Genomic DNA, 13,205 nt, shown 5'->3' with positions numbered 1-13,205 from the left:
TTCTTGTCTATAAAATGGATATGAAGGGGACTACATAAGAGATGGTAAAAAAACTATTTACTAGCTTACTATTAATTACATTTTTTATGATAAACGCTTTTTCAGTATATGCAGCTGAAATGAAATTCGCTGTAACAGCAGTTATGCCAGAAAATCAAATTGATAAAAACCAAACGTATTTTGATTTGAAAATGCAACCAGGCCAAAAACAAATAATTCAAGTACAAATGAAAAATGATACGAATAAAGAGGTTGTAGTAGAATCGTTTGCTAATACAGCAATTACAAATAGTAATGGTATTACAGATTATAGTACAGTAGAACCAAAAACGGATTCAACTTTGAAATATCCGTTTTCTAAAATCGCTAAAATGCCAAAAGAAACGAAAGTACCAGCTAATAGCACAGTGACAGTGGATGTAAATTTAGAAATGCCAAGTGAGTCATTTGATGGTGTTATTTTAGGTGGTTTGTACTTTAAAGAAAAAGAAGATGAGAATGTAAAGAAAAAAGATGAAGGTGTGCAAATTGAAAACAAATATGCATACGCAATTGGTGTTGTTTTAAAAGAGACAGATGCTGAAGTAAAACCAGACATGACATTAAATGAAGTAAAGCCAACACAAATTAACGGACGTAACGTTGTAACTGCGAATTTACAAAACGTAAAACCAGCAATGTTAAAAAACTTAAGTGTTGATGCAAAGGTATATAAAGAAGAAGGTACAGACGTTTTATTTGAAGCGAAAAAAGAAAATTTAAGAATGGCACCAAACTCAAACTTTGATTACGCTATTAGCTGGGAAAACAAAGCGTTTGATCCAGGGACGTACCGAGTAGAAGTGAAAGCTACTGATGGCGATCAAAAATGGGAATGGACGAAGAAATTTACAATTGAAGGAAAGACAGCTGATAAGCTAAATGATGCAGCGGTAGAAGCGAAAAAAGACTACACGCTATATTACATTATCGGCGGAGTACTACTGTTAATTATATTATTAGTTCTTGTGTTCTTCTTAGGTAGGCGTTCTAAAAAAGAGGACGATAACGAAAAATAATATATTGATAGTGTGAAAATATAAAAAGAAAATAATGGATGTTTTACTATGAAAAATATATAATGGCTTTGTCTGTTATTTGTTATAGTTCATTTATGTTTCTATTTGTTGACCCGAATCTCGGGTCTTTTTTTATGGAATGAATTGTTTTGAGTGTGGTAGAAAAATAGAATATGCAGCACTTCTAAGGTTAATATAAAGAGAGGTTTCCGGCTGTAATACTGGTAGCACTTTGTGAACCAGCTCCAGTAGCGCTAGTAAACTTGGTACTACCGGTAGTCCAGTAAATCTAGTGAAAATGCTTGTTCGTTTGTTGTCACAACGAAAGCATTTACGTTGGTACATGTGCTTTCTCTATTTTTCTGTGGTCGACTGTATTGTGTATATAGATTTCAAAAATAGGAGAGAAGAATTTGGTAGTGTTAGAGCCACCACTTTCTTTGCGGAAGCAAAATAACATCCACATCAAAATTCTCTTTAAACCAATCATACATTAGTGTCTCTTTCACTAAATACTCAGAGGCAGAGTGTGACACACCAATTAGAGACATATTTGTTTCTTTTACGTAATCCATGATGAGCGAGTATTTATGTCTGCCGTAATCATTATCGATATGGCAATGAATTTCTCCTGTAATATATGCTTCAGCACCTTTTTCTTCTGCTTCCTTCATTAAAGATACGACATCGCCACATCCAGCGATAATTGCAATTTTTTTGATGGAATTATGTTGTTTACCTTCGAAGTCTGTGTAAGGAATCTGGAAGAGTTTTTTTAGATGTTTTTGGAGTGCTTCTGTTGATGTTTCATCTATTTCACAAATAAGACCAACTGGTTCTTGTTCTGGACCTCCATATGCGAAGTCGTCAACTACAGTAGCGTTTAATGCTTTTGCAATTGAAATGCTCGTTCCATGCGTTTGATGAAAATCCATTGGTCCGTGACATGTATATATAGAAAGTTGTTTTTCTTTTATCGCCTGCAAATATTTTTCAGGAATTGGTATGAAACCGCGACCTGATTTTCCAAGCGGATCACCACACTCCATTACAAGTGGATGGTGCATAAAGAGTAAATCACCAGGTGTGGATTGTGAAATAAATGTTTCAAGAACATCGTCTGTAGGGAATACAGCTAAAAATACTTTGCTTACATTTTCAGCTCCTCGCATCATAAGGCCGTTAAATAAATCTACAAAATTAGCTTCGAAAAGTTGTTGCCACGGTAATTTGATAGGATCATATACGACTGGGATAAATCGGCTAAAGGCACTATCTTTTCCGTATTTTTTGATTTGGAATAAGTGATTGAGTGATTGCTCTATTTCTTTTAAGGTTGGCATGTTTGATAATCCTCCTTAAGATGATTCTTACTTTATGAGTTATTTGTATTATTCGTAGCAAAATAAGAAGCGGATAGGAAACAAATAAAACCTAGAATCCAACCGATAGGAGGAGAATAAGTATATGTTGTAATAGCATTCCGTTAGAAATGAAAAAACTACCAAATAGGCCTAATAAAATAGGATATCGTTGTAGTTTGAACATAGATAATAAATCTCCTTGTCCCCGCATTAACTACTCATAAAAGATCGATTGGTAAAACTTTACCACATACATTGTATATTAGTCTTAATTTTCTGTATATAACTTTTAAGAAAAATGATGATACAATATATGAATGATACGAGAAGAGAGGATGAAGATTAACGTATGTACGTTACTGTAACAGAAGCAGCATATAAAAAGATTATGGATACGATTCCAAGTGAAGCGAAATATATAAAATTATTTTATGATAATGAAGGTTGCGGTTGTGTTATGAGCGGAATCATCGATTTGGTAGCTGTAGCAGAAAAGGATGAGCGCGATGTGGATATTGAATCGAGCACAATGAATTTTATCGCTGATCGTACAAAGATTGTATTTATGGATGATAAGTTAACTGTTGATTGGCATGAAAGTGGAGGAACTTTTCAGCTGAAGAGCCCAAGCCAGTTTTATAATCCAAATATGAAGTTACACGTTCGAGTATAGTAAAGGTGGTTCCAAAATGTGTTTTGGAGCCACCTTTTTTATTGTATAAGTCGCTATATTAAAAAAATCGCCGATATAACTTCATTTACCTAAACGTTTCATACGATAAAAAGATTTTTTCACATAATGAAATGTACATATGATTCAATTTTCTGTATAATTTTCTTTGCGGAGGGGATACGTATGAGAAGATGGGGGATTGAGTTATTAATTTTAACAGTTGTTATTATTTGGGGGATTAACTATACGATTGCGAAATACGGCCTTTTAGAATTTACCGCAATTGAGTTTACTGCACTTCGGATGATGGCGGCGGCACCGCTCCTATTACTCCTTACATTTTGTATTGAAAAGTCGGTTTATATGGAGCGAAAGGATATACCTAGATTAATCATCGTTAGCGTTGTAGGTATTGTACTGTATCAAACGTTATTTATGGAAACTGTCAAATATACATCCGCTACAAATGCCTCTTTACTCATTTCTATTTCACCTATTTTTACAACTTTATTTGCGATTTTCCTGAAACAAGAAAAGTTTTCTTCTCGAAAGTTAATCGGTTCTATGATTGCTTTTGTTGGTGCAGCATTAGTTTTAGTAGCAGGACATTCACTTGCTAGTTCTTTTTATGGCAATGGAATTGGACTTATTGCATCAATATGCTGGGGGCTTTATCCTGTTTTAGCAGGACCATTAATTAAAAAATATTCAGCACTACGTGTTACCGCATGGTCTGCACTAGTGGGCGCGATTCCGCTGTTATTGTTAAGTGGTCCGCATGTGTTTGTCATGCCATTTCAAATTACTCACGGAATGACACTATTTGCTTTACTATATTCTATTTTCTTTGTAACAGTATTTGGTCTAGTGATGTGGTATGTTGGTGTGCAAAAAATTGGTGCGTCACATACGATGGTATATATGTATATAACGCCGCTTGTAGCTGTTTTATTTGCAGCTGTCTGGGCGAATGAATATGTATCGTTTCAACAAATCATCGGTGGAATTATCATTTTTTTCGGTCTATGGTTTGTGAAATCGGAGAAAGTAAAAGTTCATTCTACTATGCAGGAACCTATATCAAAATAGGAAAACAGATCACCTATGATCTGCTTTCCTATTTTTTTATTTTTGGTAAGAAGATGAGAAATAAGATAGCAGTAATAAGTGGAATTAAGTTTAAAAATGGAATACGGAAGAGTGTAATAAGAATAATACCTGGAAGAAGAACACCGAGGACAGCGTAAAAAATGCTATGATTTTTCGTATACCAATACAATGAAAGCCCAATAAGTGCAGGGATAATGAGGTGGATGAGAGCCATTAAAAAATAAATCATTAGACGCCCCCTTTATTTGTGTGCTTATTACATCATATCCGTATGTTCATAGATTGATATCATTTTTTTCATAAATGGACGAAAAAAGTTTGGAAAACCGTCACAAATTATGAGAATATGCTATTTGAAATCTTGTATAATATTATTTCCTAAAAACATTCAAACAACATAAACATTGTATTTATGTTGTTTTTAATTTGTGTGAAATGGATGTAAGGAATATGAATTTGAAAGAAATTTTTATTGGATAGATAAGAACGAATGAAGAGAGGTACAGCATGATTAGTATGTCATTAAGGTCATTTAAAATCCAATCGTATTATATACTAGGTATTTTGTTATTAGGATGGATGTTAACACCGTTTTCAGCACACTTTTTAGGCGCTGGAATTGGACTTATTGTAAGTATGTATTGCGTTTGGCTTTTAGGGAGACGAATTGAGAAGCTTGGAGATAGTATCGTAAAGAAGACGAAAGCACCGACACTCGGTATGTTTAACCGTTTTGCAGCTGCCATTTTGGGTGCTATTATTATGTACGAAATTGAGCATCACATGGTTATGTGGGCATTTGCAGTAGGGATTATGGGCGGTTATTTCTTAATCGTTGTGAATTTAGGGTACTATAGCATGAAAGATGAGAAAGAACTAACAAAGAGCTAAAAAGATAAAAAAATTCTTTTTAGATGGAATAGAGAATCCGGCGATGGATAGAAGTGGTTAGGAAAATGGTTTATATGCTCACCGTGGTTTGTATAAAAAAGTATATAGAAAGAAGCTTACGTTTTCACGTAAGCTTCTTTTTTATGTAAGTGTGTGTAACCGTTAAGCCGCATTGGGTTTTGTCGGTGAGTACGCGAAACTTTACGGTTACACGACACTTATTCATATGAGTAAAGGGTATTCCAACAGAAAGTTTTAATTTAAGCGATTGGGCCGCCTAAGTTAATAATATCTTCAGAAACGCTTTCGAACTTTTTGAAGTTCTCTTTGAATTCATTTGCAAGCTCGATTGCTTTTGCTTTGTAAGCAGCTTTATCAGCCCAAGTTTGTTCAGGCATTAACACTTCGTCAGGTACACCTGGTACGTGAAGTGGAACTTCAAGACCGAAGATATCATGTTTAGCTGTTTCAGTTTTTGCAAGTTCGCCGTTTAATGCTGCTTGAATCATTGAACGAGTATAACCTAAGTTCATACGTTTACCAACGCCGTATTCGCCGCCAGTCCAGCCAGTGTTTACTAGGAATACTTTCGCATCGTGTTTCTCGATTTTTTCACCAAGCATTTCAGCGTAGCGAGATGCATCAAGTGGTAAGAATGGTGAACCGAAGCAAGTTGAGAATGTAGCTTGCGGAGATGTAACGCCGCGCTCTGTTCCTGCTAGTTTACTAGTGTAACCACTTAAGAAATGATACATAGCTTGCTCTTTTGATAACTTACTGATTGGAGGCAATACGCCAGATGCATCAGCAGTTAAGAAAATAATAGTATTTGGGTGTCCAGCAACACTTGGCAGTACGATATTGTCGATTGCATGCATAGGGTATGCAGCACGAGTATTTTCTGTTAAAGTAGTATCGTTGTAGTCCGCGATACGCGTTTGGTTATTAATGATAACGTTTTCTAAAACAGATCCAAATGTGATTGCATCGAAAATTTGTGGTTCTTTCTCGTGAGAAAGGTTTACACATTTTGCGTAGCAACCGCCTTCAATATTGAATACACCGTTATCAGACCAACCGTGCTCATCATCACCGATTAATTTACGGTTTGGATCAGCAGATAAAGTTGTTTTACCTGTTCCAGATAAACCGAAGAATAGTGCTACGTCACCTTCTTCACCTACGTTTGCAGAGCAATGCATAGAAAGAATATCTTGTTCAGGTAGTAAGAAGTTCATAATAGAGAAGATTGATTTTTTCATTTCTCCAGCGTATTCTGTACCACCAATTAGTACGATACGTTTTTCGAATGAAACCATAATGAATGCTTCAGAGTTTGTACCGTCAACAGCTGGATCAGCTTTGAAGTTCGGTGCAGAAACAATTGTGAACCCTGATTCATGAGTTGTTAATTCTTCTTCAGTTGGACGAATGAATAATTGATGTACAAATAAATTGTGCCACGCATATTCATTAATAACTTGAATTGGTAGGCGGTAATTGCGGTCGGCGCCTGCAAATCCTTTGAAGACGAATAATTCTTCTTTTTCTTTTAAGTATTCTAAAACTTTAGTATATAATTTATTAAAATGTTCTTCAGAAATCGGTTGGTTCACAGCTCCCCAAGCAATTTTGTCAGCAACCGATGCTTCTTTCACAATAAATTTATCTTTAGGAGAACGTCCTGTATATTTTCCTGTTGAAGCAGAAACGGCACCAGTAGAAGTTAATTTCCCTTCATTTCGCATTAATACTTTTTCCACTAATTGCGGAACACTTAGTTGAATCTGTGCATTGCTTCCGTTCAATAATTCGTGTAAACCAATTTGGACATTCACAGTACTCATATTTATATACCATCCTTTTCATTTAATGAAATATTTCTCGTAATCCCCAACAATAGTATAACACAATTATATAAATAATGTATACTATTTCTTTCTTTTTGTTTGTGTGAATGCATTATTTCCTTATTAATATTTCATTCCAGGCGTACTGAGAAAAATTTTCAGGAAAATGTGAATATTAATTGACAAATGAATAGCATTTCTTTAGTATAGGTTGGGACGGATACTCTCTTATCCCGAGCTGGCGGAGGGACAGGCCCGATGAAGCCCAGCAACCTCACTTGTATTGGTAAATGCAGGTGAATAGGTGCTAAAACCTGTGCGAGGCTACAGGTCTCGAACGATAAGAGCGAAGGGCAAAAAGCAGTATGCAAGTAGCAAATTAAACCTTTCCTCTATGTAAAGTAGGAAAGGTTTTTCTGTATGCTTGTGTGGGAGAATAAATGTATGTCGCAGTTTGTGGCAAATTAAGGATGAGTTCCGTACAATATATACAATTACTGTAGGGAGGTTTACCACATGACAAAAAAACGTCATCTGTTCACATCTGAGTCTGTAACTGAAGGACACCCAGATAAAATTTGTGACCAAATTTCTGATTCAATTTTAGATGCGATCTTATCAAAAGACGCAAATGCACGTGTAGCTTGTGAAACAACTGTAACAACTGGTTTAGTATTGGTAGCGGGGGAAATTACGACTTCTACTTACGTAGACATTCCGAAGATCGTTCGTGAAACAATTCAAGGCATTGGTTACACACGCGCAAAATACGGATTCGATGCAGAAACTTGTGCTGTTTTAACATCTATCGATGAGCAGTCTGCTGACATCGCTATGGGTGTTGACCAAGCGCTAGAAGCACGCGAAGGTCAAATGACTGACGCTGAGATTGAGGCAATTGGTGCAGGAGACCAAGGTTTAATGTTTGGTTTCGCATGTAATGAAACACAAGAGTTAATGCCACTTCCAATCTCGCTTGCTCACAAATTAGCTCGCCGTTTAACTGAAGTGCGTAAAGATGATACATTATCATACTTACGTCCGGATGGAAAAACGCAAGTTACAGTTGAGTATGATGAAAATGGTAAACCAGTACGTGTCGATACTATTGTAATTTCTACACAACATCACCCAGATGTTACATGGGAAGAAATCGATCGCGACTTAAAAGAGCATGTAATTAAAGCTGTAGTACCAGCAGAATTAATGGATGGAGAAACAAAATTCTTCATTAACCCAACTGGCCGCTTCGTAATTGGTGGACCACAAGGTGATGCTGGTTTAACAGGACGTAAAATCATCGTTGATACTTACGGTGGATACGCTCGCCACGGTGGCGGTGCATTCTCTGGTAAAGATGCAACAAAAGTTGACCGTTCTGCAGCATATGCAGCTCGTTATGTTGCGAAAAACATCGTAGCAGCTGGTCTTGCTGACAAAGCAGAAGTACAACTTGCATACGCAATCGGCGTAGCGCAACCAGTATCAATTTCAGTTGATACATTTGGCACAGGTAAAGTATCTGAAGACGTATTAGTAGAACTAGTTCGTAACAACTTCGATCTTCGCCCAGCTGGTATTATTAAAATGCTAGACTTACGTCGCCCTATTTACAAACAAACAGCAGCTTACGGCCACTTCGGACGTACTGATGTAGATCTTTCATGGGAACGTACAGACAAAGCAGCAGCTTTAAAAGAGCAAGCTGGTCTATAATATATGAAAAAAAGCTTTGCGCGGTGAGCGCAAAGCTTTTTTAATTTGTTTTATTTACTATTTGAATGCACGAACTACAATACGTTTCTCCTTCTAGCTCAATGTACTTTTTTATATTTGTCATTCCGCTTGCCGGAAATGGCATATGAATCCACGCTTTTTCATACGCTTTTATTTCTTTTTTTCATAATTTACAAAGGATTGGTTTCTTGCGGAACATAGATGATCATCCTTTCAGTTGTCGCGCTTTTCCTGCACAAAAAGCACTACATAGTAAAAAGAGTGTTGCGCATATAATACTAACTAATGTAGCATATGGAATTGCCTCTTTTAGAGAAAATCCTACAGTGATGGAAGCGATAAATAAGAGGATGAATGTTGTTGTTAATTTTTTATAAAGCTCCATAATATGTAAACCTCCTTATTTAGAATTAGAACGTTTAAAAATAAAATCTACTATATAGGCAAGTAATAAAGGAATTAATGTGCTAGTCAAATAGTAACGAATACCACCATCCGGCATGAGTACATATAATTTTAAAAAATTAATATCAAACCCGTAAGCGATACATTGAAACAGGGATAAAATAATAAGGAATGGTATAATAGGTACATATCGTTTTATGTTATAAAACATAAAAAATCTCTTTTATATGGATAAATATACTTATATTGTAGCATGTTGAATTCTTTAATTTATACATAATTTTACAAGGTTAAGTGAAAGGAAAGATGAAAAAATGAGCGTAACTGAACATAAAAAACAAGCGCCAAACGAAGTGCGATGCAAGATCGTGACGATTTCTGATACACGTACGGAAGAGACAGATAAGAGCGGACAACTATTACATGAATTATTAAAAGAAGCAGGACATAAAGTGACTTCTTATGAAATTGTAAAAGATGATAAAGAAAGTATTCAGCAAGCGGTGTTAGCTGGTTATCATGAGGAAGATGTAGATGTTGTATTAACAAATGGTGGTACTGGCATTACGAAGCGTGATGTAACAATTGAAGCAGTATCAGCGTTATTAGATAAAGAAATTGTTGGATTTGGTGAGCTGTTCCGTATGATTAGTTATTTAGAAGACATCGGAAGCAGCGCAATGTTAAGTAGAGCAATCGGCGGTACAATTGGGCGCAAAGTAGTCTTTTCGATGCCGGGTTCTAGCGGAGCAGTTCGCCTTGCGATGAATAAATTAATTTTACCAGAATTAGGCCATATTACATTTGAGCTACATCGCCAATGAGTAAGTATGCTGGAATTGTATTAGCAGGAGGTATGTCGAGTAGATTCGGTGAGCCGAAAGCGTTAGCGTTTTGGAAGGGAACTACTTTTGTTGAGCACATTGTGAAAGTGATGGAAAGTACTTTGCAAGACATTGTAGTAATCAGTCATACTGATATAAAAGGGCGAATAGAGCAATTTGTACAAGTTCCTGTTATAGAAGACATTCCGCACTATAAAGGAAATGGACCGCTTGCCGGCATTGTATCAGGTATGGAATACATAGAAGCAGATTGGTACGCTATTATGCCTTGCGATGCGCCAAATGTTTCGCATGAATGGTTTACCATTTTACTAGAGCAAACGAGCAATGAATATGATGCGGTTGTACCTATTATTAATGGAAGAAAACAACCGTTACTTGCAGCGTATCACAACCGTGTGAAAGAAAAGATTTATACGTTACTTCAAGAAGAAAAAAGAAGTATGGGGCAGCTTTTATCACAATGTAATGTGAAGTATGTTTTGGGAGAAGATGTACAAGCGAATACAGATTGGTTTATAAATGTGAATACGAAAGAAGAATATGTAAAAGCTCAAAAAAACCTTTCAAGTGAATGAAAGGTTTTTTGATATACAGAATTGGGGAACAATTGCTGTATAAAGGTATGTGAGTAAGTTGATTTTAAGGGGAATTTCTTAAAATCATCATACAGCAAAAATACTGTATAACCATATATTAATTTTTATGGTTTTTTATTACAAGTCTGTTTAGTTATGTTTATTTTTGTTATAATAAATATAGAAAAAACGATACTTAACCTTATGTATCATTCATTTGACTTAATTTCACAAACGTGTAAAAAACTCCCTTCTTTTTTGAAAGGAGTTTTTTTGTTTAAGCGAGTAATTCTGATGTGGTCTGTTGAAGGACTACTTCATATTGGTTAAGTAAACCGTGAAAAATCTCATCCCAGCTTTTTGAATTTGCATAAGAAGAAGCCGATATTCCCATTTGCGCAAGCTTTTCTTTATTCTGCAATAAAGAATAAATGGAGGATAGAAATGAATCCGCATTTTTGGGCGGACAAAGAATTCCTGTTTTTCCATCTGTAATAATATTTTTAACCCCGCCACTATTTGCACCAATGACAGGTGTACCGCATGCGAGTGATTCAAGTACGACATTTCCGAATGTTTCAGTAGTTGATGGAAATACCATTATGTTAGAACAAGCATATGCTTCAGCTAAATCTGCACCTTGTAAATAGCCAGTAAAAGTGATATTTGTTTGCGGAACGGCTTCACGTAAACTTGTTGCTAGAGGACCGTCTCCTGCGATGAGCCAATGAATATCGTTTCGAGTATGTGCTGTTTTAACGATAAGATGTTGCAGCGTATCAATATCTTTTTCAGGAGCAATTCGTCCTACATAGGAAAGAACATGCTTCGCTGTAATATTATATTTTTTTCGGAATAGGTCTGTATTGTAAGCGGGATGAAAGAGATTGCAATCTACACCACGTCCCCAAATAGAGAGGTCCTGAAAGCCTTTATTTTTTAATTGATGTAATGTTTCAGAGGAAGGAACAAAATTTTTTTGCATATGACCATGAAACCATCTTAAATAGTTCCAAAGCATATTGGAGAGGAATTCGATTTTGTAATAGCGTAAATAGGCATCGAAATCAGTATGATAAGAACCGACAACTGGAATGTTTAACTTTTTTGCATAATACAATCCACAAAGTCCCATGTTGAAAGGTGTGGCGATGTGAATCATATTAGGTTTAAAGGTAAGAAGTTCCCGTTTAATGCGCGGAGTAGGAAAAGAAAAGCGGCATTCTGGATATAATATTGTTAATGGGATACTTCTCATCTTGTTCACATTCGCTATGAAATTGTCTTCAGCCGTATGCTGAGGAGCGAAAACAGAATAGGCGATATTTTTTTTCTGAAAATATCGTGTTAACCGTTCTAATGTTTTCGCAACCCCATTGACTTGTGGTGTAAAGGTATCGGTAAATATGGCGACTCTCATCATATCGCTCCTTTATGTGAAAAGTGGGATGAATTGATAAAAAGAGATGATGCCAGAGCAAGTGCCAAGGCACATACCGACGAATACATCTGACGGATAGTGAAGCCCTAAATAAATGCGTGAAATACCGACGCATAATGCTAACGGTAATAGAAAAACAAGTAAGCTTGGATTATAGCAAATAAATGGAATGAAGACAGAGAAAACAGCCGTTGTATGACCAGACGGGAAAGAGTGGTCTTTTAATGGATGGACTGGATATTTCGCATCTTGAATTGTTAAATAAGGACGTTTTCTTGGATACCATCTTTTTAATATTTGTACAGGAACATGACTAATTGCTAAAGACATAGCAGTTGCAATTGCTGCTTGGTGTAAAGTTCCTTTTGCGAAAATTAAAAAGAAAAGTGTAAGTGCAATGGAGAAAGTAGCACCACCGATATGAGTAATATTGCTGAAAAAGATGTTTAATGTTTTTTGATCGAAGTAGCGATTAATTCCTTTAAAAATGTAACATTCTATTTTATACAATCCACTGACCTTCATGAAAATTATCCTCCCTCGTTTACATATATATGGAGATATTAGCTTTTATTTTAATAAGATTTTGTTGAGGGAGTAATAATGTTTTGTAAAGAAATAGTGAGATTTTTAATCCCACTATTTGTGGGAAACTCATAAAGTATTGATTGGTGGAAGTTTAATTAAAGTTTTGTTTTTGTAAAAAGCTGCCAATCAAGTGGCAGCTAAAAGGTTATTTCTGTAATGACTTATAATACTGCCCTTTTTCAACATACTGTGTGCGGATTCGCTCCATATCTTTACGATCTTCTTCTGTTAGTTCACGAATGACTTTCGCGGGACGACCGAAAGCTAACGTGTTTGGTGGAATTTTCTTACCTTGTGAAACGAGGCTTCCAGCACCGATAAAGGCTCCTTCACCAATTTCAGCACCATCTAATATAATAGATCCCATTCCAATCAAAGCATCTTTTTTAATATGACAGCTATGTAAAATAACTTGATGGCCAACTGTAACGTCATCTTCTAAAATAAGAGGATACTTTGGGCTTTGGTGAAGTGTACATTGATCTTGTACATTTACCCGGTCTCCAATTATGGTTGGTGATACATCACCACGTATAACTGTATTAAACCAAATACTTGATTCTTCGCCAACGGAAACATCGCCTGTAATGGTAACATAGTCAGCGACAAAAGCACTACTCGCAATTTTCGGATTTTTTTCTTTGTAAGGATATATCATGTAAAGC

Annotated in this window: 15 protein-coding genes and 1 riboswitch; of the genes, 7 read left to right on the top strand and 8 right to left on the bottom strand. The window is 35.9% G+C overall.

The features are described 5' to 3' along the window. Positions 1-41 precede the first annotated feature (41 nt). A complete protein-coding gene (locus tag COK05_RS11400) occupies positions 42-1,058 on the top strand; it encodes a DUF916 and DUF3324 domain-containing protein (protein WP_098612669.1) in 1,017 nt (338 codons plus the stop codon). 422 nt (positions 1,059-1,480) lie between these two features. On the opposite strand, the gene COK05_RS11395 is transcribed toward COK05_RS11400, so the two are convergent. Further along, a complete protein-coding gene (locus COK05_RS11395; RefSeq protein ID WP_098612668.1) occupies positions 1,481-2,401 on the bottom strand; it encodes a Nif3-like dinuclear metal center hexameric protein in 921 nt (306 codons plus the stop codon). Between the two features lie 370 nt (positions 2,402-2,771). On the opposite strand from COK05_RS11395, the gene COK05_RS11385 reads away from it, so the two are divergent. Next, on the top strand, positions 2,772-3,095 hold the full coding sequence (locus COK05_RS11385; RefSeq protein WP_098612667.1) for an iron-sulfur cluster biosynthesis family protein: 324 nt from the start codon (positions 2,772-2,774) through the stop codon (positions 3,093-3,095). Positions 3,096-3,278: 183 nt separating this feature from the next. Next, positions 3,279-4,184 carry a DMT family transporter gene (locus COK05_RS11380; protein ID WP_098612666.1) on the top strand — a complete coding sequence of 302 codons (906 nt, stop codon included), beginning with the start codon at positions 3,279-3,281 and terminating at the stop codon, positions 4,182-4,184. A 28-nt stretch (positions 4,185-4,212) separates the two neighbouring features. Here the strand turns inward: COK05_RS11380 and COK05_RS11375 are convergent, their stop codons facing one another. Continuing rightward, entirely contained in the window at positions 4,213-4,434 is a 222-nt protein-coding gene (locus COK05_RS11375) for a hypothetical protein (RefSeq protein WP_000639042.1), read from the bottom strand. 278 nt (positions 4,435-4,712) lie between these two features. Here COK05_RS11375 and COK05_RS11370 point away from each other — a divergent pair, with 278 nt between their 5' ends. Then, positions 4,713-5,096 (top strand): ATP synthase subunit I, encoded by a 384-nt coding sequence (locus COK05_RS11370; RefSeq protein WP_000624926.1) that lies wholly within the window; start codon positions 4,713-4,715, stop codon positions 5,094-5,096. A 260-nt stretch (positions 5,097-5,356) separates the two neighbouring features. Here COK05_RS11370 and pckA read toward each other — a convergent pair whose 3' ends face one another. Then, positions 5,357-6,943, bottom strand: coding sequence for a phosphoenolpyruvate carboxykinase (ATP) (pckA, locus tag COK05_RS11365; RefSeq protein ID WP_098612665.1), 1,587 nt, complete (start codon positions 6,941-6,943; stop codon positions 5,357-5,359). Positions 6,944-7,171: 228 nt separating this feature from the next. Continuing rightward, positions 7,172-7,293, top strand: a riboswitch (SAM riboswitch). A 169-nt stretch (positions 7,294-7,462) separates the two neighbouring features. Between pckA and metK the strand changes: the two genes are divergently transcribed. After that, on the top strand, positions 7,463-8,662 hold the full coding sequence (gene metK, locus COK05_RS11355; protein WP_000163117.1) for a methionine adenosyltransferase: 1,200 nt from the start codon (positions 7,463-7,465) through the stop codon (positions 8,660-8,662). Positions 8,663-8,888: 226 nt separating this feature from the next. On the opposite strand, the gene COK05_RS11345 is transcribed toward metK, so the two are convergent. Beyond that, positions 8,889-9,068 (bottom strand): hypothetical protein, encoded by a 180-nt coding sequence (locus COK05_RS11345; protein WP_098612664.1) that lies wholly within the window; start codon positions 9,066-9,068, stop codon positions 8,889-8,891. A 15-nt stretch (positions 9,069-9,083) separates the two neighbouring features. Continuing rightward, positions 9,084-9,299, bottom strand: a complete 216-nt coding sequence (locus COK05_RS11340) for a hypothetical protein (RefSeq protein WP_098612663.1) — start codon at positions 9,297-9,299, stop codon at positions 9,084-9,086. A 103-nt stretch (positions 9,300-9,402) separates the two neighbouring features. On the opposite strand from COK05_RS11340, the gene COK05_RS11335 reads away from it, so the two are divergent. Next, entirely contained in the window at positions 9,403-9,912 is a 510-nt protein-coding gene (locus COK05_RS11335) for a MogA/MoaB family molybdenum cofactor biosynthesis protein (RefSeq protein ID WP_098612662.1), read from the top strand. After that, positions 9,909-10,511, top strand: a complete 603-nt coding sequence (locus COK05_RS11330; protein WP_098612661.1) for a molybdenum cofactor guanylyltransferase — start codon at positions 9,909-9,911, stop codon at positions 10,509-10,511. The genes COK05_RS11335 and COK05_RS11330 overlap by 4 nt, the downstream gene beginning before the upstream one ends. Positions 10,512-10,788: 277 nt before the next feature. Here the strand turns inward: COK05_RS11330 and COK05_RS11325 are convergent, their stop codons facing one another. From COK05_RS11325 to COK05_RS11315, 3 genes are all read right to left on the bottom strand, one after another. Then, entirely contained in the window at positions 10,789-11,931 is a 1,143-nt protein-coding gene (locus tag COK05_RS11325) for a glycosyltransferase family 4 protein (protein WP_098612660.1), read from the bottom strand. Between the two features lie 12 nt (positions 11,932-11,943). Then, positions 11,944-12,477 (bottom strand): phosphatase PAP2 family protein, encoded by a 534-nt coding sequence (locus COK05_RS11320; RefSeq protein ID WP_098612659.1) that lies wholly within the window; start codon positions 12,475-12,477, stop codon positions 11,944-11,946. Positions 12,478-12,685: 208 nt separating this feature from the next. Beyond that, on the bottom strand, positions 12,686-13,198 hold the full coding sequence (locus tag COK05_RS11315; RefSeq protein WP_098612658.1) for a gamma carbonic anhydrase: 513 nt from the start codon (positions 13,196-13,198) through the stop codon (positions 12,686-12,688). Positions 13,199-13,205: the final 7 nt, after the last annotated feature.

The sequence above is a fragment of the Bacillus cereus genome, assembly GCF_002567495.1.
GTDB lineage: Bacteria > Bacillota > Bacilli > Bacillales > Bacillaceae_G > Bacillus_A > Bacillus_A cereus_AQ.
The sequence above is the reverse complement of the archived record's forward strand: the minus strand, read 5'-3'. Positions and strand labels throughout refer to the sequence as shown.

What these genes read in the sequence shown, in the direction of transcription:
- COK05_RS11330 (WP_098612661.1), top strand. Translation starts at nt 9,909, where the DNA reads ATGAGTAAGTATGCTGGAATTGTATTAGCAGGAGGTATGTCGAGTAGA.
- COK05_RS11325 (WP_098612660.1), bottom strand. Translation starts at nt 11,931, where the DNA reads ATGAGAGTCGCCATATTTACCGATACCTTTACACCACAAGTCAATGGG.
- COK05_RS11345 (WP_098612664.1), bottom strand. Translation starts at nt 9,068, where the DNA reads ATGGAGCTTTATAAAAAATTAACAACAACATTCATCCTCTTATTTATC.
- pckA (WP_098612665.1), bottom strand. Translation starts at nt 6,943, where the DNA reads ATGAGTACTGTGAATGTCCAAATTGGTTTACACGAATTATTGAACGGA.
- COK05_RS11370 (WP_000624926.1), top strand. Translation starts at nt 4,713, where the DNA reads ATGATTAGTATGTCATTAAGGTCATTTAAAATCCAATCGTATTATATA.
- metK (WP_000163117.1), top strand. Translation starts at nt 7,463, where the DNA reads ATGACAAAAAAACGTCATCTGTTCACATCTGAGTCTGTAACTGAAGGA.
- COK05_RS11335 (WP_098612662.1), top strand. Translation starts at nt 9,403, where the DNA reads ATGAGCGTAACTGAACATAAAAAACAAGCGCCAAACGAAGTGCGATGC.
- COK05_RS11340 (WP_098612663.1), bottom strand. Translation starts at nt 9,299, where the DNA reads ATGTTTTATAACATAAAACGATATGTACCTATTATACCATTCCTTATT.
- COK05_RS11320 (WP_098612659.1), bottom strand. Translation starts at nt 12,477, where the DNA reads ATGAAGGTCAGTGGATTGTATAAAATAGAATGTTACATTTTTAAAGGA.
- COK05_RS11395 (WP_098612668.1), bottom strand. Translation starts at nt 2,401, where the DNA reads ATGCCAACCTTAAAAGAAATAGAGCAATCACTCAATCACTTATTCCAA.
- COK05_RS11380 (WP_098612666.1), top strand. Translation starts at nt 3,279, where the DNA reads ATGAGAAGATGGGGGATTGAGTTATTAATTTTAACAGTTGTTATTATT.
- COK05_RS11385 (WP_098612667.1), top strand. Translation starts at nt 2,772, where the DNA reads ATGTACGTTACTGTAACAGAAGCAGCATATAAAAAGATTATGGATACG.
- COK05_RS11375 (WP_000639042.1), bottom strand. Translation starts at nt 4,434, where the DNA reads ATGATTTATTTTTTAATGGCTCTCATCCACCTCATTATCCCTGCACTT.
- COK05_RS11400 (WP_098612669.1), top strand. Translation starts at nt 42, where the DNA reads ATGGTAAAAAAACTATTTACTAGCTTACTATTAATTACATTTTTTATG.
- COK05_RS11315 (WP_098612658.1), bottom strand. Translation starts at nt 13,198, where the DNA reads ATGATATATCCTTACAAAGAAAAAAATCCGAAAATTGCGAGTAGTGCT.